17 protein-coding genes are annotated in these 19,387 nt (G+C 71.1%); 10 read left to right on the top strand and 7 right to left on the bottom strand.

Annotated features, from left to right (window positions below):
* Window positions 1-139: 139 nt before the first annotated feature.
* The 4 genes from IE252_RS02770 to IE252_RS02755 all read left to right on the top strand — a co-directional run bounded on the left by IE252_RS02770 (window position 140) and on the right by IE252_RS02755 (window position 3,118).
* On the top strand, window positions 140-1,123 hold the full coding sequence (locus tag IE252_RS02770) for a C40 family peptidase (RefSeq protein WP_190087586.1): 984 nt from the start codon (window positions 140-142) through the stop codon (window positions 1,121-1,123).
* A gap of 167 nt (window positions 1,124-1,290) precedes the next feature.
* Window positions 1,291-1,923, top strand: a complete 633-nt coding sequence (locus IE252_RS02765; RefSeq protein ID WP_190087585.1) for a DUF4956 domain-containing protein — start codon at window positions 1,291-1,293, stop codon at window positions 1,921-1,923.
* Window positions 1,920-2,750, top strand: coding sequence for a polyphosphate polymerase domain-containing protein (locus tag IE252_RS02760; RefSeq protein WP_190087584.1), 831 nt, complete (start codon window positions 1,920-1,922; stop codon window positions 2,748-2,750). The genes IE252_RS02765 and IE252_RS02760 overlap by 4 nt, the downstream gene beginning before the upstream one ends.
* Window positions 2,751-2,818: 68 nt before the next feature.
* Window positions 2,819-3,118, top strand: coding sequence for a hypothetical protein (locus IE252_RS02755; RefSeq protein WP_190087869.1), 300 nt, complete (start codon window positions 2,819-2,821; stop codon window positions 3,116-3,118).
* 60 nt (window positions 3,119-3,178) lie between these two features.
* Here the strand turns inward: IE252_RS02755 and IE252_RS02750 are convergent, their stop codons facing one another.
* Window positions 3,179-3,367 (bottom strand): DUF6381 family protein, encoded by a 189-nt coding sequence (locus IE252_RS02750; protein WP_190087583.1) that lies wholly within the window; start codon window positions 3,365-3,367, stop codon window positions 3,179-3,181.
* Window positions 3,368-3,590: 223 nt separating this feature from the next.
* On the opposite strand from IE252_RS02750, the gene IE252_RS02745 reads away from it, so the two are divergent.
* The gene (locus tag IE252_RS02745; protein WP_190087582.1) at window positions 3,591-3,875 is read left to right on the top strand and encodes a hypothetical protein; all 285 of its coding nucleotides are present in this window, start codon (window positions 3,591-3,593) and stop codon (window positions 3,873-3,875) included.
* Between the two features lie 174 nt (window positions 3,876-4,049).
* On the opposite strand, the gene IE252_RS02740 is transcribed toward IE252_RS02745, so the two are convergent.
* From IE252_RS02740 to IE252_RS02715, 6 genes are all read right to left on the bottom strand, one after another.
* Complete coding sequence (locus IE252_RS02740) at window positions 4,050-5,708, bottom strand: amidohydrolase (protein WP_229847887.1); 1,659 nt, start codon at window positions 5,706-5,708, stop codon at window positions 4,050-4,052.
* Window positions 5,709-5,844: 136 nt separating this feature from the next.
* Window positions 5,845-6,774 carry an ATP-grasp domain-containing protein gene (locus tag IE252_RS02735; protein WP_190087581.1) on the bottom strand — a complete coding sequence of 310 codons (930 nt, stop codon included), beginning with the start codon at window positions 6,772-6,774 and terminating at the stop codon, window positions 5,845-5,847.
* 174 nt (window positions 6,775-6,948) lie between these two features.
* Window positions 6,949-7,656, bottom strand: a complete 708-nt coding sequence (locus IE252_RS02730) for a hypothetical protein (RefSeq protein WP_190087580.1) — start codon at window positions 7,654-7,656, stop codon at window positions 6,949-6,951.
* 83 nt (window positions 7,657-7,739) lie between these two features.
* Window positions 7,740-10,427 (bottom strand): CHAT domain-containing protein, encoded by a 2,688-nt coding sequence (locus IE252_RS02725; RefSeq protein ID WP_190087579.1) that lies wholly within the window; start codon window positions 10,425-10,427, stop codon window positions 7,740-7,742.
* Complete coding sequence (locus IE252_RS02720; RefSeq protein ID WP_190087578.1) at window positions 10,424-12,106, bottom strand: tetratricopeptide repeat protein; 1,683 nt, start codon at window positions 12,104-12,106, stop codon at window positions 10,424-10,426. The genes IE252_RS02725 and IE252_RS02720 overlap by 4 nt, the downstream gene beginning before the upstream one ends.
* 122 nt (window positions 12,107-12,228) lie before the next feature.
* Entirely contained in the window at window positions 12,229-13,458 is a 1,230-nt protein-coding gene (locus IE252_RS02715) for a 4-hydroxybenzoate 3-monooxygenase (protein ID WP_190087577.1), read from the bottom strand.
* Window positions 13,459-13,791: 333 nt separating this feature from the next.
* Here IE252_RS02715 and IE252_RS02710 point away from each other — a divergent pair, with 333 nt between their 5' ends.
* From IE252_RS02710 to IE252_RS02690, 5 genes are all read left to right on the top strand, one after another.
* A complete protein-coding gene (locus tag IE252_RS02710; RefSeq protein WP_190087576.1) occupies window positions 13,792-14,859 on the top strand; it encodes a ParB and winged helix-turn-helix domain-containing protein in 1,068 nt (355 codons plus the stop codon).
* A 200-nt stretch (window positions 14,860-15,059) separates the two neighbouring features.
* A complete protein-coding gene (locus IE252_RS02705; protein WP_190087575.1) occupies window positions 15,060-15,608 on the top strand; it encodes a hypothetical protein in 549 nt (182 codons plus the stop codon).
* Window positions 15,609-15,645: 37 nt separating this feature from the next.
* Window positions 15,646-16,698: a GDP-mannose 4,6-dehydratase gene (gene gmd, locus IE252_RS02700; protein WP_190087574.1), complete on the top strand. Its 1,053-nt coding sequence runs from the start codon at window positions 15,646-15,648 to the stop codon at window positions 16,696-16,698.
* Window positions 16,695-17,636, top strand: coding sequence for an FkbM family methyltransferase (locus tag IE252_RS02695; RefSeq protein ID WP_229847886.1), 942 nt, complete (start codon window positions 16,695-16,697; stop codon window positions 17,634-17,636). Before gmd ends, IE252_RS02695 begins: the two co-directional genes overlap by 4 nt.
* Window positions 17,629-19,368 (top strand): N-acyl-D-amino-acid deacylase family protein, encoded by a 1,740-nt coding sequence (locus IE252_RS02690; protein ID WP_190087573.1) that lies wholly within the window; start codon window positions 17,629-17,631, stop codon window positions 19,366-19,368. Before IE252_RS02695 ends, IE252_RS02690 begins: the two co-directional genes overlap by 8 nt.
* Window positions 19,369-19,387: the final 19 nt, after the last annotated feature.

Raw genomic sequence — 19,387 nt, 5'->3', positions numbered from 1 at the left:
CACTTGCGTCGCAGGACCGATACTTCATCACCCCGGCGAGTGATCCTCCGAACCACGTGTCGGTTTCCCGGCGGCGATGGGCATGGCGGCAGCGAACCCGTGCCGCAAGCGGCACACCCCGACAGACGGGAACGCCTCCATGCCCCTCCCCTCCCAGCTCAAGACCGGTGACGTGCTGCTGACGCGCGGCACGGGACACCTCTCCCGCGCCATCTGCCTCCTGGACGGCTCCGACATCAGCCACGCCCTGATCGCCGTCGGGCCTGACACCGTCGCCGAGTGCGTCGGCGAGGGCCTGCGCACCATCACCTACGCCCAGGCCCTCGACGAGCACGACCTCGTCGTCGGGCGTACGCTGACCCGCCCGGCGGACATGGCCCCGGTCATCGAGGGGGCCCACCGCTATCTCGGCTCCCGCCACGCCTACGCCCATCAGCAGATCGTGCTGCTCGCCGTGCTGGCCGTCACCCGCCGCATCCCGCTGCCGCTGGGCGGAAAGCGCATGGTGCGTGCGGTCCTCGACCAGGCCGCCGGGGTCCTGAACACGATGGCCGAGCGCGGCCAACAGCCCATGATCTGCTCCGAGTTCGTCTACCGCTGCCACGCGGAGGCGCGGCCCACACCCCCGTACGCGCTGCGCCTGCAGGGCGAGCCCGCTGCCCGGGCCGAGGGGCGGACGCTCCTGGACTGGGCCGAAGCCCACCCGGCGCTCCCCCGCGTCCCGCTGACGGCCCCTGCCGCACTGGGGGCGTACGACCACGCCGGCGTCGAGGCGGCGCTCGCACCCGTGCTCTCCGCCTACCACGCGGCCGTCGGCAAGGCGAACGGCCTCCCGGCGGCCCAGCGCCTGCCCGGCGTGGGCGCCCTGGCCGACCCGAGCGACGAGGAGTTGTTGGCGTCCATGACGGCGTTCGGCACCGCGCTGCACCAGGCTACCGACGCGGACCACGCCGAACGCCTGACACCTCATCAGGCCCTGACGGCGATCCGCACCACCGAGGCCGAGCCGAACTTCGTCACCCCCGGCGACCTGCTGCACAGCCCCTCCCTCACCGAGAAGTACCGCGCGCCCATCGGCAGACCGACCGCCGCCGTCGCCTCAGGTCGCCCCGACCAGCGCTGACCTCCGTCCGGCAAGAGCGCCGAACGCGACACCCGTCGCGCGGTATCGGACAAATACCTCCCGATCCCGTCAAAGATCCGTTCTGTTCAACGACAAGTCGCCGAATGTTCACCCTCCGTACTCCTAAAGTCTGGGTGTCTCACCGCGTACTCACAGGGAGCGGAGCCATGGAATCGTTGCGTCACCTCACCGCGCACCTCGGTCTCGACCTCACGGCGATAGGTCTGCTGACCTTCGCGATCTACTACCCGAGACACCGTCGGCGCGACCTGGTGCCCGCGTATCTGTCCCTGAACGTGGCCCTGTTCACCATCGTCGCGGCCCTCGCGGAAGTCGGCGGCAGCGGTGGCACGGCGATCGGGTTCGGGCTCTTCGGCGTCCTGTCGATCATCCGGCTGCGCTCCGACGCCGTACAGCACGAGGAAGTGGCGTACTACTTCACCACCCTCGTCCTGGGCCTCATCTGCGGGCTGCCGCACCTGGCGTTCGGATTCGCCGCCGCGCTCAGCGCCGTGCTCCTGCTGGTCGTCTACACCGCGGACCACCCGAGGCTGCTCTCGGGGGTGCGCCGCGCGGTCATCACCCTCGACGCCGTGCACAGCGACCCCGCCGCGCTCCGCGCGGACCTCGCGCTGCGGCTGGGCGAGCCGCTGCACTGGTCGGTCATGGAGGTCGACTTCGTACGCGACCTCATGGTCCTCGACGTCCGCTACCGCGAACCCGGCGCGGGCGCGGCCCGTCGGCGGGCCTCCGGCGCCGAGACCGTGCGCCGCGCCGAGCCCGTACTGGACGCGGCATGAGCACCACGACAACAGCGCCCACGTCGGTGGCCTCGCACGCCATCAGCGAGGCGGCCCACCGGGCCGACCCCATCTCCCTCGCCGAGCTCAACGAGCGGTCCGCGCTGCTCGCCCGCTTCGACCGCAGCTATCTGGTGCCCACGGCGACGTTCCTGCGCGTGATCGGCCAGCTCACCCGGCCGACCCACCACGGCGTGCCGTTCCGGGCTCTGACCATCGACGACCGCCGGGCCTTCCGCTACCACTCCGTCTACTACGACACCCCCGGGCTCCGGTCCTTCCACGACCACCGCCAGGGCCGCCGCCTCCGTTTCAAGATCCGCGAACGGCTCTACGCGGACAGCGGCGAGCGGCAGTTCGAGATCAAGCTCAAGGGCGGCCGGGGCGACACCGTCAAGCACCGCAGCCCCCTGACGGGCACGGACACCCCGCTGGACGAAGGCCCTCGGGCGTTCCTCGCGGACACCCTGCACCACGCGTACGAGATCGCTCCTCCGCCGGTACTGCACCCCTCGCTCAGCACCGACTACCTCCGCTCGACGTTCGTGGCGGACGGGCAGCGGATCACCTGCGACGCCGGGCTGGTCTGCGTCGATCTGCGCACCGGGGAGACCGTGCGCTGCGACAGCGGTCTGGTGCTCGTCGAGACCAAGTCGGCCGAACACCTCACCGAGGCCGACCGCCTCCTGCACGCCCACCGCGTACGGCCCGCCGTCTTCACCAAGTACTGCGGCGCCCTCGCCGTGCTGCGCCCCGCCCTTCCCGCCAACCGCTGGCGCCGCGCCGCGCGCCGGGCGTTCACCACCGACGGGGCAGGCCCTCCATGAGGCCGCCGGACCGCGTTGCGTAGGCTCGGACGCGAACTACCGCTCCACGGGGGACAAGGCCGGCGAACATGGGACTGCGACTCAAGATAGGCGTCACGATCACCGTGACCGCCACCCTCGCGGCGGTGGTCACCGCGAGCCAGGTCCCGGTCCTGCTCACCAACCGCGAGTGCGACGTCCAGCGCGAACGCCTGCTCTACGCGGCCCGGCTCACCGAGCAGCAGGGCAGGCCCGCCCTGGGCCTGGGGCTCACCATCGCGGTGGGCCAGGCCGCGGTGCTGGGCGCACAGCTCTCCTTCGACAACCACGCCGACAGCGGCGCGCAGGCCACGCCTCCCCTTCCCGCCACAGCAGAGACCGACCGGTGACACCACGCTCCTTCGTGGAAGCGGGTGACCACCGGTCGGCCTGTTACCGCGCGGGGAGCGTCACATCGGGTCGATGCCGCCGCTGCCCATCTGGTCCGTCTTCTTGCTCTCCTCCTGCAGCCGACGCGCCTTCTCCTTCAGCCGCTCACGCTCTGCCGGGTCGCTGGCGCGCTCCGCGGCCTGCTCCAGCTGCTGCGCCTTCTGGCGCATCTGCCGGGAACGGCCGCCGGACTCGTCTGCAATGCTCATGATCACTCCTGAGATCTGTGGGGGGAGCGGACGCCACCAGGGAACCAGCGCCGCCCGCACCACGCATCCGGAACGGTCACGCACCGCTATCCCCCCAGGACAGGCACTCGTACGGCGCCGGGCGGGATGCCGGGCGGAGACGGGCGTGCTCTGCTGGCCCTGGGTACGGACCGCCACCGTGGCGGTGGGGAGGCAGGAGACCCGTTCCGCAGAGGAGAACCCGATGGCGATCTTGATGCAGATCGAGCTGCCCGGTGTGACGACGGACCAGTACGACGCCCTCAACGCCAAACTCCAGGCGCTGCCCGGCAACACCTTCGAGGGCTGTCTGTCGCACGTCTGCGTCCCGGCGGGCGGAGGTGTGCAGATCACCGACCTGTGGGAGTCCGAGCAGCACATGCGGAAGTTCATGGAGATCGTGACGCCGCTCGCGACCGAGGCCGGTATGCCCCAGGGCCCCGAGCCGAAGATCTCCCAGGTGCACAACCACTTCGTGCCCGGCACCTGAGCGCTTCGCTGGAAGGGCGGGTATTCGGCTGCGGGCCGTCTGTGGCTGGTCGCGCAGTTCCCCGCGCCCCTTCGGGGCACGCGGCACCCGGCTCTGCGCGGAGGGCTTCCGCGCGACCCCAGCGTGGGCCTCCCCTGCGTCACGATCACCAACTAGCGTGATCGGTTGGGTTGTTCAGGGCTGGCGCACGTAAACCGTCCTGCCCTCCTTGAGGGTCCGGAGCACCCGGATGTCCTTGATCTGCTCGGGACGCACCCTGAGCGGGTTGGCGCTCAGCACCACGAGGTCGGCCAGCTTGCCCACCGCGATCGAGCCCTTCGTGGCCTCCTCGAAGTACTGGTGGGCGGCGTGCAGCGTGGTCGCCCTGACCGCGTCGAGCGGTGCCACCCGCTGGTCCTCGCCCAGCACGTGTCCGCTGCGGGTGGTGCGGGTGACCTGGCTCGACAGGATCGCCAGGGAGCTGGGCAGCGCCACCGGGCCGTCGTGGTGCGAGGTGTAGACCATGCCGCGTTTGAGGGCCGAGGCGGCGGGCGAGATGCGCGCCGCCCGCTCCTCACCCAGGACGGTCTCGCGGTACCAGTCGCCCCAGTAGAACGTGTGCATGGAGAAGAACGACGGGATGACGCCCAGCTCCTTCATCGCGTCGAGCTGGTCCTCCCGGGCGGTCTGGGCGTGGACCGCCACCGGGCGCGGGTCGGCGGGCCGGTGGCGGGTGGTGGCCTGCCGCAGCGCCATGACGAACTGGTCGATCGCGGCATCGCCGTTGACGTGCGCGAGCACCTGCCAGCCCTTGGCGTACGCGCCGCCGACCGCCTCCACCACCGCGTCGTCCGTCATCGCCGGATAGCCCCGGTAGCGGGGGTCGTCCCCGGGCGGGGTCAGATACGGCCGGGTCAGCCAGGCCGTCCGCCCCTGCGGCGAACCGTCGAGGCCGACCTTCACCCCGCCGATGCGCAACCGCCCCCGGTACTCGGGCACCGACACCTCCGCATCCTTCAGATGCTCGGCCAACGAGACGTCCGGGTAGGCCACCACATCGATGTCCAACAACCCCTGCGCGGCGGCCGACTCCAGGATCTCCAGATCCTTGAGGGACATCACCCGCCCGTCCTGCGCGGTGGTGAAGCCATAGGCGGCCATCGCCCGCTGCCCGAGCAGGACCAGCCGGATCCGCTCCTCGTCGTCGAAGTCCTTCGACGAGAGGCCCCAGGCTTGGAAGAACGCGGCTTCCTCCAGGACACCGTTGGGCTCGGTGCTGTCGGGCCGCCGACGGATGACTCCGCCCTTCGGGTCCTGCGATTCCGCGTCGAAACCGAGGAGTTCGAGGGCCTTGCTGTTGACGGCGCCCAGGTGGCTGGACTGGTGGATGACCAGCACGGGCCGGTCCCTCGACACTTCGTCCAGGTCGTCGCGGGTGGGGTGCTCCCGGCCCGCGAGCTGGGCGTCGTCGTAGCCGAAGCCGACGATCCACTCCCACCGGTCGCCGCTCTCGCTCGCCGTCCACGCCTCCAACTCCCGCCGCAGCGCGGCGATGTCGTCGACCGGGCCGTCGGGCGGCGGCAGCAGGTTGGCCGCGCCCGCCTGGAACCCGATCAGCGACACATGGCTGTGCGCGTCGACGAATCCGGGCAGCAGGGTCCGCCCGCCGAGGTCCACCATCTCCGTGCCGGGGCCCGCCAGCGCCAGCACCTCCGCCAGCCGGCCGACGGCCGCGATCCGGCCGTCCCTGACCGCCACCGCCTCGGCGGTCGGCCTGGCGGCGTCGACGGTGACGATGTCGCCGCCGAAGTAGATCGCGTCGACGTCCGGTACAGCGGGGCCGGTTGCTGCCATGAGTGATCCTCCACAGGTCGGATGGGGTGGCGGCCCCGAAGGGCCCGTGCGGCACTGTCGATGTCGTACGGAAGGGGCGCGCGGAAGGGGTCGTACGGAGGGGTCTGCTGCCGGGCCGCGGCACCGCGCCGCCCGGTCACAGCATGGCCAGGTGCGCCTCCACATACGGGACCGCCACCGACTCCGCCGGGTGGGCCGCGCCGAGCATCGGGTGGACGTTGACCTCGAACACCACACCGCCGTTCTCGGCGGCGAGGTCGACGCCGCCGAAGCGCAGCCCCACGGACTTCGTGGCGGCGACCGCCAGCTCGCACAGGTCCAGCGGCAGGTCGTCGACCGGCATGGGGGTGCAGGCCGCGCCCTGGGCCTCGTTGCAGGGCGCGTCGGAGCGCAGCTGAACGTGTTCGCAGGCCTGCACGGCACGCCCGTCGAGCACCGACACGCGGAACTGGTGGCGCTGCCCGGCGGCGTTGAAGTTCCCGGCGTCCCGCGAGATCAGCCAGTCCTGCTCGGAGTCGGCGTAGCGGGCGAGGGCCTGGAAGAGCTGCTCGAACGTGGTGATGTGCAGGACGTCGTTGCCGCAGGTCCCTAGGGCGGGCCGGGCCCAGACGTCGCGGCCGAGCCGGTCGAACGCGGTGGCGGCCGCGTCCACGCTCGGCCGCGTCAGGGTGACGGTCTCCATGTGCGGGATGCCGTGGAGCGCGAAGCGCGCCATCGTCATGTTCTTGTCGGTGGCCGCCCGCCACGCGTCGGCGTCCGTCCCCAGCGAGACCGTCCCGTACCGTCGCAGCAGCCGCTGGAACGGCTCGAAGCGGCGGCGCTCCGGCGGCTGGATCTCGTAGATGAGCACGGCCGAGGGGGTGACCGCGATGTCCTCCTCGGGGACCTCCAGGCGGACCACGGAGTCCTTGATGTGCGTCCGGCCGTCCCCGCCGGTCAGGAAGTGCCGCGCGTCGACCAGCACCGGCGGCCGTCCCGTCAGAAACTCGACGGCAGCGGCAAGAGCGGCGCGGCTGCCCTCCGTCGAGCTGTGATCCGTCATCAGAACGATCTCGCGGTCACTCATCCCGGCTTGGTCCCCTTGCCCCCTCGCGGCCGACGCGAAGGATGAAGAACCTGCTGCGGTGCTGCGGACAGAAACGCCTATCGAATCTACGGAGACCCCGCGCCGGACCAAAGGGGACTTTCCGTCAACCTGGCGGGGCGAGCGGTCCGGTCCCACGGGTCCACCGGCGAACGCCTACTCGGCCCCCGCCCCCTCCCCCTCACGGGCCGGGACCAGCGTGATCCTGGTGTCCAGGCTCCCCTTCTTCGCCCGGAACGCGACGAGGTTCCTGGCGCCGCGCAGCCGCAGCCGGGCCCGGACCTGGAAGGACGCCGTCACGGGCGCTCCCGCCGGGGCGCTGATCAGCAGCCGCAGCTCGCGGTTGGTGTGCAGATAGCTGTCGTCCGTGGCCTGGAAGTCCCAGTACGCCTTGTGGAAGCCCGTCCCGGACGCGGTGAGTGTCGGGAAGTGGACCGTACGTCTGCGGGTCAGCTCGGGGCGCAACTCCACGTCGACCGGGACGACCGCCGTGGAGAACGTCAGCCCCGCCCCGACCGTCGTCTCCACCTCGACCGGCGTCTCCTCGACCTCGCTCGGCGCCATGTCCTCGATGACCGCGCCCGGCGTCGCCGTCAGGTCCACGACGAGACGCGACCAGACGAACCGGCACTCCGGGTGGGCGTGCACGATGAGCATCAGCCCGACGTCGTAGGCGACCCGGCCCGGCCCGGCATCCGAGGACACCACCCGCTCGGGCTCCCGTACCGCGATCCCGACCCTGTTGCCGTGGCCCCGCAGGGTCAGCTCCCGCTCCTCGGCGGTGAGGAACCCGGCCCGGTCGGCCTCCTGCTCGTCCACTTCGAGCGCGCCTTCGGCCACCACCACGAAACGGTCGTCGTCCATGTACCGCGTTCCTTTCCCGTGCGGATCGTTGTTCGGTCCGCCATGTTCGGTGTCGTACGCCGTCGGCTCCTCCGGCAGCGCGCTCACGCCCACGCCCCCATCAGGACGAACCCGGCCCAGTGGTCGAACCTGGCGTCGTCGGCGCGGGCCGCCAGTGCCGCTCGGCGCAGGGCCTCGGCCTTGCCGGTGCCACGCCCCAGTTCGGCGTAGAACCCCGCCATCAGCCGCCGTGTCGAGCTGTCCGGTACGGTCCACAGGCTGACCAGTACGGATCCGGCGCCCGCGAAGAGCAGCGCCCGGGTCAGGCCCATGGGGTCCTCGGAGGCGTCGGCGTGGGAGACGCCGGTCTCGCAGGCCGAGAGGGTGACCAGGTCCAGGGCGGGTGCCTGGGCGCGCAGGATCTCGCGTGCGCTGAGCACCCGGTCGGCCATGACCAGGCCCGACGCCAGCGGGTCCGGAGCGGAGAACCTGGCGTGCGCGGCCACGTGCACGGTGCCCACTGAGCCGAGCGCCGCCAACACGGCGTCCCCGGTGGCCGCCGGGCCGATGCGCGGGGGCACCTCCCAGAGCGCCGCCAACTCCTCCGCTTCCAGGCGTGCGTTGGGGAGGTCGCCGGTCGGGTCGCCGAACACGGCGTGCGCGTTCCTGGCGCGTTCACGGGCGGCGAGGCGGCGGGAGTGCAGCAGCGAGGCGCTGGGGGTGACGACCACGGAGTTGCGGGCGAGGAACACGTCCGGCCCGTGGCGCACCGCGCCGAGCGGCACGTGGTGCAGCGGTCCGGTGGGGCAGACGACCACAGTGTCCCCGGGGTCGCAGAGGTCCGCGAGCGGGGCGACCACGCCCGCCAGCTCGTGGTGGAAGAGGTCCTCCAGGTCCACGGCGAGCTCGTACACCCGCGCCGCCGAGCCGAAGTTGGCGGCGACGAACCGGCTGAGGCGCTTGCGGTCGACGCGCGCCACGGCGACGCGGACATGCTCATCGGCGCCGCCCACGGCAAGGAAGGCGAGCCGGTCGTCGTCGAGGAAGAGCAGGTTCACCACGACGGCGCGGCCGGTCGACGAGCCCGCCTCCTGCCCGGCGAGCATCGCGGCCACCGCCGAGTGGGATGTCGGGCGGGCTTGACGGACGGCCACGTATTCCTGCGCGGCCGGGGTGGCGGATTCCATCGCGTTCCAGGTTTCCCCCAATTCCTTTTCGAGGGACTGGAATTGTGGCCAGAATGCGGAATCCCTGGCGGGAAGGGCGCGCAAAACGCGTCGTCTGCTCAGCAGCGCCGCCTCGGTTCGGGCCAGTTGCGCGGGCACCTCGCGCGGCACGGTCAGTTCGGCTTCACCCAGCACGTCGAGGAAGCTTCTCGCGCGGAGGGTCTCCACTGTGCGCCATGCTTCGTCGAAGAAGGCCGGACGTTCTTCCCCGGACTCCCTCGCGAGTTGCACTTGTGTGCGGGCCAGCGAAACATAGACGTCCGCGCGGTCGTTCTGCACGGCCATGCGCGACTTCTCGTCGAAGGCGCCGTGGCGGACCTGCTCGGCCACGGCGGTCGCCAGCCGCAGGAACCGTTCCGCCGCTCTGAGCTGGTGGCTCTGCTCCAGGTAGTCGGCCACTTCACGCAGGATCGGCCACGCCTGGTCGGCCGCCGCGATGCGCAGCAGCCTGCCGTCCGCCGTCTCCCAGGTATCCGCGTCATCCGGTGCGGTCGGCGCGCTGCAGTACTCCAGCGAGCGCAGGTAATACTCCAACGCGTCGCCCAGATCGGGACGGTCGCGGAATACGCGCGCCCTGCTCATATGGATACCGGTGAGGCGGATCGCGCTGACCTTGCCCTCGATCAACTGGGCCGCCCTGTCCAGGAGGGCGAGTGCGTTGCGCGCGTTCCCGAGGGAGTGGTGTGCGTCCGCCATCGCATGGTAGGCGTGGCTGGCGTTCTCGGCCACGCCCGGTGCCAGGGTTTCCGTGTTCGCGATGTCCACGGCCCGCTGGAAGTACGAAAGGGCCCGGTCCGGCTCTTTGCGCCACAGGTGGTATCTGCCGCGCAGGATCAGCGCGTTGATCTCCTCCCCGGCGATCGGCACACCGTGTTCCCGCTCGATCGCACCGCCCTTGTGGCTGAGCGACCAGTACCGCTGCGCGGCGCTCTCGTCGCCGAGCTGCCGGGCGGTCGCGGCGAGGCGGCCGTACAGGTCACGGCGGTCGCCGGTGACGGACAACAGCCGTTCCACCATGGGCCGTTCGGTGATCGAGTGCCGCTCGCGCACCTCGTCCTCGGCGTCGAAGTACCGCTCCGCCTCCAGCAGCAGATCGTGCGCGTGGGCGATGGCTCCCTGGAGCTCCTCGTTGTCGGCCATGCCCATGAGCGCCATGGCGATGCGTTTGTCCCTGCCGTATCCCATGACGCTGTCGGCCGGTGTGTAGTCGGCGGGGAAGGCTTGGGCCAGCCTCATCTCAACCGCCGACCAATAGTGCGCCTGCTCGACGTTCCGGTCCTTCACCCGATACGTGTACGCCACCGCGTTGGTGGCCCAGATCAGCAGTTCCAGCCGGGGCGGGTTCGGCCGGGCCAGCCAGGCGGAGAGAGCCGCCTCGTCGTCGACGCGGTCGAAGAAACCGTCGTAGTCCGGGTTCTCACGGCACTTGGCGAGCAGCGCGTCGCCCAGCGAGCCCGCGGCACCCGGCGGGCGGGCATCACTTCCGTCCGCCCGGTAGTCCGTCGGCCGCCAGGCCGAGACCGGCGGCCCCCACAGCGACCGGAACGCCTTCTCCTCACCGCTCATGGGCGTCGGCGCTCCGCCTGGGCGGCCCGCACCTGTTCGAGCGCGAGGCGCGCCCCGCCGTATTCCGGGTCCAGGGCGAGGGCCTGCTCGTAGCACTGCCGGGCGAGGGCCAGGTCGCGGCCGCCGCGCTGGATCGCGTCGCCCAGGAACCGGTACGCCTGCGGGGTCGGCTCGATGGCGATCGACTCGGTGAACTGCGCTGCCGCCATGTGGTACTCGCCCAGCATGTAGTAGGCGTCCCCGAGGCCCAGGTGCGCGAGCGTGAAGTCGGGGTTGAGCTCGATCGCCGCCCGGTAGGCGGTGATCGCCTCGCGGTAGCGGCGCTGGCGGAACAGGTCCTCGGCGTGGGCGCAGCGCTCCTCTGCGGGCGTCAACCGCGGCTCGGGCGCGGGCAGGAGCTCCAGGATCCGCTCGTACAGCTTCGGGTCCTTCGCCGCGACGTCGGCGCGGAGCGGGCCCGACTCGTCGCCCTGAGCGATGATGACGGCCGCCATGATGTGGGCCTGCATCTCGTGCTGCCCGAGCTCGGCAAGGCGCGGGTCGAGGGTCAGGGAGCCGTTCTCGTGGTGGGCCAGCAGCTGCGGTCTCGGGGCCTGCTCCTTGCGCATCATGGAGGGCGGCGCCATGGCCTCCAGGGGGTGCGCGGGGTTGAGCGCGCGCAGCCGCGCGGCCCACTGCCCGCAGGTGGGGTCCCCTTCCCTGGTGCCCAGCAGGACCAGGTGCGTCAGCGTCTCGACGTCCGCCTGCCCCGGCGGATCGCCGATGTGCTCAAGGAGCAGCGCCTTGGCCTCGTCCCAGCGGCCGACCTCGGTCAGCGCCCGCGCCAGCGCCCTGACGGTCTCCGGGCGCCGGTCGCCGTGGACGCGCAGGTCGTGGAGTACGGTCACGGCGGCGTCCCAGTCGCGGGCCTCCTCCAGGACGGTGACGAGGCCGTCGGTGGCGTGGGACGGCTTGCCGTCGCGCCGGCGCAGTTGGTCGATGGAGCGGGCGAGCGCGGCCGCCGTGGCGGGTCGGCGCTGTACGGTCGCCGCCAGCGCGGCGCTCAGCATGTCGACGTCCTCGTCCGTCACGGCCTCCGGCAACGCCGCCTCGGGCAGCGACGGGTCGTCGATCAGGGCGTGGACGGTGCGGAGCATCGCGAAGAAGTGGTCGAGCGAGTTCGTGAGCCGGTCCGCGCAGCCCGGGTCGGCGGCGGCGAGGGCGCCGAAGGCCAGGGTGAGGCCGGTCGTGGGCTCGGCGCCGAACAGGAGGTCCAGCTTGCCCGCCTCGGCCGCCACCGCCGCGAGGCCCTCGCGCAGGGGTGCCCCGGCGTCCCGGTAGCCGATCCGGGCGAGCTGGAAGTGCCGCTCGGCGTCCGCCGCCTGGAGCCGGAGCGCAAAGCCGACGAGGAAGTGGCCCGCCGCCCGGCCCTCCCCGGCGTGGAAGTCGAGCGCGATCAGCGCCCGGCCGATCGGCTCGGTGTCCCGCTGCCCGGCCCGTACGGCCGCCCGGCCCCGCTCAAGGAGCGCCGGAAGGTAGACGGAGAGGCCGTCCGGCCCGGCGTCGCGCGTCAGCGCGGCGAGCTCCTCGGGGGACGCGGCGAGTGCGGCGTCGATCCACCGCGCCTGCTCCCGGTCCAGCACACCGCGCCAGGGGGCGGTGTCACCGGCCCACTCCCGGCCTATCAGCTCGAACAGCATCCAGTCCCCCCGGTGAAGTCACCGGCCCGTCCGGTACGCACCTGAGGTCGTCGTCCGGTCGCGGCCGTGCTCGTCGAGCTGGATGCTAATTCCCCGAACAGCCGTGCGCCGCTGGGTTCTTGTTATTGCCACGCATCCTGCACGCCGCGCCCGCGGCCCGCCCGTCTCTCGCTCCACCCGGTATACGCCTCCGCGAGATACGTCGAGCCCGCCATGGAGTCCACCACCGCCGCCAGTTCGCCGAGCTGGCGGCGGACGTCGAAGTCGGTGGTGCCGGGGGCGCGGTGGAGCATGGCCGTTATCCAGTACGAGAAGTGCTGGGCGCGCCAGACGCGGCGCAGGGCGCGGGGGCCGTACTCGTCGAGGGCGGTGCGGTCGCCCTTCACCAGGGCTCTCTCCAGACCCTCGGCGAGCAACCGCACATCCGCCAGGGCCAGGTTGAGGCCCTTGGCGCCGGTGGGCGGGACGGTGTGGGCGGCGTCGCCGGCGAGCAGCATGTTGCCGTAGCGCATCGGCTCGCACACGAAGCTGCGGAAGCGCAGCACCGAGCGGTCGGTGACCGGGCCCTCCTTGAGGGTGAAACCGTCGGCGCCGCGCACCCGTGCCTGCAGTTCGTCCCAGATCCGGTCGTCCGGCCAGGCCGCCGGGTCCTCGTCCGGGTCGCACTGGAAGTACATGCGCTGGACGGACTCCGTACGCTGGCTGATGAGGGCGAAACCGCGCTCGGAGTGGGTGTAGACGAGCTCGGGGGCGCTGGGAGGGGCCTCGACGAGGACGCCGAACCAGGCGTACGGGTACTCGCGGAAGAAGTGGGTGCGCGCCGCCTCGGGCACGGTGGAGCGGCACACCCCGCGCGAACCGTCGGCGCCGACCAGGATGTCGCAGCGTATCTCCCTGGCCACACCGTCGGCGTCGGTGAACAGGATGCCGGGCGACTCGGCGGTCAGGTCGACCACTTGGGTATCCGAGACGCCGAAGCGTACGTCTCCCACGTCGCGCGCGCGGGCGTCGGCGAGGTCGGTGAACACATCGGTCTGCGGATAGAGCCACACGCTCTCCCCGACCAGCGCCCGGAAGTCCACGCGGTGGCTCTCGCCGCCGAAGCGCAGCGCGATCCCGTCGTGCGGATGGCCGTCGCGGCGCACCCGCTCCGACACCCCGGAGTCGGTCAGCAGGCGGACGTTGTCGGCCTCCAGGATGCCCGCGCGGCTGGTGCCCTCGATCTCGGCGCGGGTGCGGTGGTCGACCACCACCGAGTCGATCCCCGCGCGGGCGAGCAGGTGCGAGAGCATCAGCCCGGCCGGGCCCGCGCCGACTATGCCGACCGCGGTCCGGATGGGGGCTTGGGGCATGGCTCGTCCCTTCGAGTCGAACGGAGGCCGTGCTCCGCCACCGAGTGCGTCCGGCATGCACCGGGTGCGTCCGGCACGTCCCGCAGAAGGTTAACTCCCCGTGCCCGCTGTCCAGTTCCCCGTTTCGAACAGCCCGGACCACTCCGCTGCATTTGGTCCGTACCCCCGGCCGAAAATAATCCGGTTGCCCTGATGATCAGGACTGTCCGAATCGGAACTTGCGACTCCTCTACGCCCTCGGGAAAGTTGAATGCAGTACTCACCGATGCGAAAGGGGAGCTCAGTGGTCTCCACTGCCTCCACGGGTCGCCCTCGCGGGCGTGGCATGCACCGGTGCGAGGGCACCCGGTCCCACCACGCCGGAAGGCGACCACCGGCGCCGACCATGGCCGAAATGACACCTTCACCATCGTCACCATCGCATGGGGGATCATGTCGACAGTTCCTGACTTAGCGAACGAGGACCGCGCCGACCACTTCCTTCCGCTCCAGCGGTACATCAGCGAGCACTGCGTCTGGCTGCCCATCGAATCGCTGCTGCCCGCCGATTCCCCTCGTCTCAACGGCGAGAGCACGGAGCACGTCCGGCTGATCGCGGAGCTGGACGACGAGCCGCAGCCGATCGTCGTGCACCAGCAGTCCATGCGGGTGATCGACGGAATGCACCGTCTGCGGGCCCGGGCCGAGCGCGGCGACACCAGCATTCGGGCCCGCTATTTCACCGGCAGCGAGAACGAGGCTTTTCTGTTCGCCGTCCAGTCGAACACGAAACACGGTCTCCCCCTCACCCGGGAGGACCGAAGAGCCGCCGCGGAGAGGATCATCAAGGCCTTTCCGACGATGTCCGACCGAGCGCTGTCGAAGTTCACCGGTCTCGCCCAGCAGACCGTCGCCAGAATTCGCCAGCAACTTCCCCCCACCAGGCCCGGCACGTCGCGCATCGGCGTGGACGGGCGCGCACGACCCGTAAACCCCAAGGAGAACCGAAGGATTGCCGAAGAGTACCTTCAGGAAAACCCCCACGCCTCTTTGCGGGAGATCGCGCGAGCGGCGAACATCTCCCCCTCGACCGCCCAGGACGTACGCCGGCGCGCGACGCTGAAGCGGGCTTCCGCCGACCCCCAGGCGCGGCAGCCGCCGGCGCTCTCCGCGGTGGACGGACCGGATTCCGGACCTGAGCAGCTGCGCCACCTGGAACTGCTGGCCCGCGACCCGTCCGTGCGGCACACCGACACGGGCCGCATGCTGGTGCAGTGGCTGCGGCTGACCGCGGCCGTCAGCAAGAACCACAGTGTCATAGTGAACAGCGTTCCCGAGCATTGCACCGCGATCGCGGCGCGCGCCATGCGCGTATGCATGGCCAATCTCGAAGAGTTCGCGACGGAACTGGAGCAACGGTAACGCAAAGGGCCGCCCCCCGGCCTCTTCACGGTGTCCCAGGAATCGAAGTTCCAGGTGTTCGACTGCACAAACTTGTGCAGTCGAACACCACTTGACCCCCGGCTTCCCCGGCTCTTAGCCTTTCGGCACATGATCATCGAAGAAATCGGCAGCGCGATTCACGTTTTCTGGTCCGCCTTGTGGCGTGGAACGGTCGTGATATGAAAGAACGGCTGAATCAATTCTCTTCGGCTCCGCCGCACACGAGAATGCTCGTCTGCGCGGACGGATCGACGACCCTGCTGCTCGACGCCCTGGTCGGCGAGCGGCTGAGCGTACGGGTCGACCACCAGCAGCAGGTGCCCGCCGCCCGGGTCCGGCGCATCGGGTGCCAGATCCTCGGCGCCGCCCCCGACGCCCTGGTGGTCGACCGCCAGACCAGGATCCTCACCCCCGACGACGAAGTCATCAGCGTGAACCGGGTGGTCATCGCCGGACGCGAGAGCGACCGCCTGGTCCCCCCGCCCGACGAACTCCTGGGCCCCTACCTGAAGAAGGTGGGGCTGGCGCTCAAGCGCGAGCCGATCGCCGTGTCCCGGGACATCTGGCCGCTCGACGACACCTCGCCCGCGTGCGTGAGCAAGGAATACATCATCGACTGCGGCGGCGCGGGACGCGTCTACGTACACGAGCGGTTCAACCCCGGGTTCGTTCCTCTGGAACCTCGTCGCACTCTGGAGCCTCTGGAAAGGGACGGTCGATACACATGACTTCCGGAAGCACGCCGCCGCTCCGGAGCGAATCGGCGTGAAGCGCGCGCTGATCACCGGAATCACCGGCCAGGACGGCTCCTATCTCGCCGACCTCCTGTTGGACAAGGGCTACGAGGTGCACGGCATAGTCCGCCGCAGCTCGACCTTCAACACCCGTCGGCTCGACCACATCTACCGCGACCCGCACGACGCCGGACGGCGTCTGATCCTGCACTACGGCGACGTCAGCGACGCGAGCCGGCTGGTCACCCTGCTGGCCCGCATCCGGCCGGACGAGGTCTACCACCTGGCCGCGCAGTCCCATGTGCGGGTGAGCTTCGACGAGCCGGAGAACACCGGCAACATCACCGGCATCGGCACCACCCGGCTCCTCGAAGCGATCCTCATGTCCGCGCGGGACATCCGCTACTACCAGGCCTCCTCCTCCGAGATGTTCGGAGCGACCCCGCCGCCGCAGAACGAGCACACCGCCTTCCACCCGCGCAGCCCGTACGGCGCGGCCAAGGTGTACAGCTACTGGATGACGCGCAACTACCGTGAGGCGTACGGGCTGTTCGCGGTCAATGGCATCCTCTTCAACCACGAGTCGCCCCGGCGCGGCGAGACGTTCGTGACCCGCAAGATCGCCCGAGCGGCGGCGCGGATCAAGAACGGGCTGGAGAAGCACCTCTACCTCGGCAACATCGACGCCGTCCGCGACTGGGGATACGCGCCGGAGTACGTCGAGGGCATGTGGCGCATGCTGCAGCGTGACGAGCCGGACGACTACGTGCTGGCCACCGGAGTCGGCTCCACCGTGCGGGAGTTCGCCGAGCACTGCTTCTCCCACGTCGGCCTCGACTGGCAGAGCCACGTCCGCTACGACGAGGCGTATCTGCGCCCCACCGAGGTCGACTCGCTGATCGGGGACGCCTCCAAGGCCCGTACCGCACTGGGCTGGAGCGCGCGCACCTCGGTGGAGCGGCTGGCCCAGATCATGGTGGACGCCGAGCTCGCCCGGCTCGGGGCGAGCGGCCGTGAACCGTCGGACGCCCTTCCCTTCGCGGACTCCCGGGCCCACCACGAGCAGACTCGGAGCCGTCTGTGACCCCACCGAACCGCACCGCCTGGCGCACCGCCCTCGACCGGCGCTCCCGCAAGGAGGGGATCGGCGGGCTCGCGCAGCGCCTGCGCCACCCCGTCCGGACCACCTTCCCGACCACCCGCGCCCTGCGCGCCCGACGCCACCGCGGCGAGGGCGCGCCGTCGACCGCGAAGACGTTCTGGGGCCGGGAGATGTCCATCGCGCTCCCCGAGGAGGTGTCCATCTCCCTCCACCGGTACGGCTTCGTGGACTACGACCTCACCGCGTTCCTCCTCTCCCATCTGCGGCCCGGCGCGACCGTGCTCGACGTCGGCGCCCACATCGGCTACTACACGATGTGGGCGAGCGACCTGGTCGGTCCCGACGGCAGGGTGATCGCCTTCGAGCCGACCCCCTCGACGCTCTCGGTGCTGCGGGCGAACGCCGCCCGGCTGCCCAACGCGTCGGTGGTGGCCGCGGCGGCCTGGTCCAAGAAGGAGGAGCTGGTCTTCTTCGACCACGGCCTCGGCTACAGCGCCTACAACTCCGCCTTCGAGGCGCGGCTGCCCGACGCGGTCCGCGCCCGGATCCCCTCCGAGCCCTTCACCGTGCAGGCACTCAGCCTCGACGACTTCGTACGCGGCGAGGGCATCGAGGTCGACTTCATCAAGATCGACACCGAGAGCGCGGAGGCGCACGTCCTGAGCGGCATGCGCGACCTGCTCTCCGGACAGCGGCCCGTCATCTCCCTGGAGGTGGGCGACCTCGACGTGGCCGGCGCGCCCTCCAGCCGGGAGCTGGTCGACACCCTGATCGCCGCGGAGTACGAGCCGTGGGAGCTGCGCGGCGGAACCCCCGTGCCCCACCGGCCGCAGACGCACTACGAGTACCAGAACCTGCTCTTCGCACCGGCGGGCCTGTGGCACTCACCCGACCCGAGGAGTCCGCATCACCATGCATGACCTGATCATCCGAAACGGCTCCGTGTGCGATGGATCCGGCATACCGGCCCGCGTCGCGGACGTGGCCGTGGACCACGGTGTGATCACCAAGGTCGGCCGGGTCACCGGCCGGGGCCGCACCGAGATCGACGCCGAGGGCCACCTCGTCACCCCCGGCTTCGTCGACATCCACACCCACTTCGACGGGCAGGTCAGCTGGGACCCCCAGCTCACCCCGAGCTGCTGGCACGGCGTCACCTCGGTGGTCATGGGCAACTGCGGGGTGGGTTTCGCCCCGGCCCGGCCCGACCGCCACGAGTGGCTCATCGGACTGATGGAGGGCGTCGAGGACATCCCCGGCGCCTCGCTCTCCGAGGGCATCACCTGGGAGTGGGAGACCTTCCCCGAATACCTCGACGCGGTGGAGCGCGTGCCCCGGGTGATGGACGTGGCGGCGCAGGTCCCGCACGGCGCCCTGCGCGCGTACGTGATGGGCGAGCGGGGCGCCGACAACGAGCCGCCGACCGAGGACGACCTGCGCCGGATGTGCGAACTGGTCCGCGAGGGCCTGGACGCGGGCGCCATCGGCTTCTCCACCTCGCGCACCCTCACCCACCTCGCCATCACCGGCGCCCCGGTGCCCGGCACCTTCGCCGCCGAGGACGAGCTGTTCGCGCTCGGCGGTGTGCTCGGCGAGGTGGGGACCGGGGTGTTCCAGCTGGTGCCGCTGGGCGCGGGCGGCGAGAAGGTGGACGACCCGCTAGGCGAGATCAAGTGGATGCGCCGGCTGTCGGCGGCGGTGCGCCGCCCCATCACCTTCGGGCTCTTCCAGAACGACAACGACCCCGACGGCTGGCGCGAACTGCTCCAGATCGCCGAGGACGCGGTGGCCGAGGGCGCCGATCTGCACCCGCAGGTGGCCGGGCGCCCGTTCAGCGTCATCATCAGCCTGGACTCCACCCACCCCTTCCACAAACGGCCCTCGTACAAGAAGATCGCCCATCTGCCCGCGCCCGAACGGCGGGTGGCGATGCGCGATCCCGCGCTGCGCGAGCGGATCCTCGCCGAGCGGCCGGAGAACGCCGACCCGCGCTCGGCGCTGTTCCCGCAGGGCTACGAGCGGCACTTCCCGATGGAGTCGACCTCGCCCGACTACGAGCCCGCCGCCGACCACTCCTTCGACGCGCTGGCACGACGCACCGGCGCGAACCCGGAAGCCCTCATCTACGACTTCCTCACCTCCGAGGACACCAGCGGGATGATCTTCCGGCCGCTGCTCGGCTACGCCGAGTACACCCTGGACCCGATCCGCGAGATGCTGCTGCACCCCCAGGCGGTCCTCGGGCTCAGCGACGCGGGCGCGCACTGCCGGCTCATCTGCGATGCCAGCACGCCCACCTCGATGCTCACGCACTGGGCGCGCGACCGCGCCCGGGGCGAGCGGCTGCCGCTGGAGTTCGTCGTCAAGAAGCAGACCTCCGAGCCCGCCCGGCTGTACGGGCTGCGCGACCGGGGTCTGCTGCGCCCCGGCTACCGGGCCGACATCAACGTCATCGACCTGGACCGGCTGACCCTGCGCTCCCCCGAGTTCGTCCACGACCTCCCGGCGGGCGGCGGCCGGCTAATCCAGAAGGCGGACGGCTACGCGGCGACGATCGTCGCCGGTGAGATCACCTTCCGCGACGGCGAAGCCACCGGCGCACTGCCCGGCAAGCTCGTGCGCGGCACCCGACCGGGCCCGGTCGTCCTGTGAACCGTCGTCCGAACCGTCG

Origin of the sequence: Streptomyces melanogenes (assembly GCF_014649795.1) — a bacterium.
Taxonomy (GTDB): Bacteria; Actinomycetota; Actinomycetes; order Streptomycetales; family Streptomycetaceae; genus Streptomyces; species Streptomyces noboritoensis.
Note: the sequence above shows the minus strand (reverse complement) of the source record. Positions and strands in the feature narration are given on the sequence as shown.

Bases quoted from the DNA above. Each gene is read 5' to 3' on its own strand.
- IE252_RS02765 (WP_190087585.1), top strand. From the start codon at position 1,291: ATGGAATCGTTGCGTCACCTCACCGCGCACCTCGGTCTCGACCTCACG.
- IE252_RS02715 (WP_190087577.1), bottom strand. From the start codon at position 13,458: ATGCCCCAAGCCCCCATCCGGACCGCGGTCGGCATAGTCGGCGCGGGC.
- IE252_RS02730 (WP_190087580.1), bottom strand. From the start codon at position 7,656: ATGGACGACGACCGTTTCGTGGTGGTGGCCGAAGGCGCGCTCGAAGTG.
- IE252_RS02760 (WP_190087584.1), top strand. From the start codon at position 1,920: ATGAGCACCACGACAACAGCGCCCACGTCGGTGGCCTCGCACGCCATC.
- IE252_RS02745 (WP_190087582.1), top strand. From the start codon at position 3,591: ATGGCGATCTTGATGCAGATCGAGCTGCCCGGTGTGACGACGGACCAG.
- IE252_RS02690 (WP_190087573.1), top strand. From the start codon at position 17,629: ATGCATGACCTGATCATCCGAAACGGCTCCGTGTGCGATGGATCCGGC.
- IE252_RS02720 (WP_190087578.1), bottom strand. From the start codon at position 12,106: ATGCTGTTCGAGCTGATAGGCCGGGAGTGGGCCGGTGACACCGCCCCC.
- IE252_RS02705 (WP_190087575.1), top strand. From the start codon at position 15,060: ATGAAAGAACGGCTGAATCAATTCTCTTCGGCTCCGCCGCACACGAGA.
- IE252_RS02750 (WP_190087583.1), bottom strand. From the start codon at position 3,367: ATGAGCATTGCAGACGAGTCCGGCGGCCGTTCCCGGCAGATGCGCCAG.
- IE252_RS02755 (WP_190087869.1), top strand. From the start codon at position 2,819: ATGGGACTGCGACTCAAGATAGGCGTCACGATCACCGTGACCGCCACC.
- IE252_RS02770 (WP_190087586.1), top strand. From the start codon at position 140: ATGCCCCTCCCCTCCCAGCTCAAGACCGGTGACGTGCTGCTGACGCGC.
- IE252_RS02735 (WP_190087581.1), bottom strand. From the start codon at position 6,774: ATGAGTGACCGCGAGATCGTTCTGATGACGGATCACAGCTCGACGGAG.
- IE252_RS02740 (WP_229847887.1), bottom strand. From the start codon at position 5,708: ATGGCAGCAACCGGCCCCGCTGTACCGGACGTCGACGCGATCTACTTC.
- IE252_RS02725 (WP_190087579.1), bottom strand. From the start codon at position 10,427: ATGAGCGGTGAGGAGAAGGCGTTCCGGTCGCTGTGGGGGCCGCCGGTC.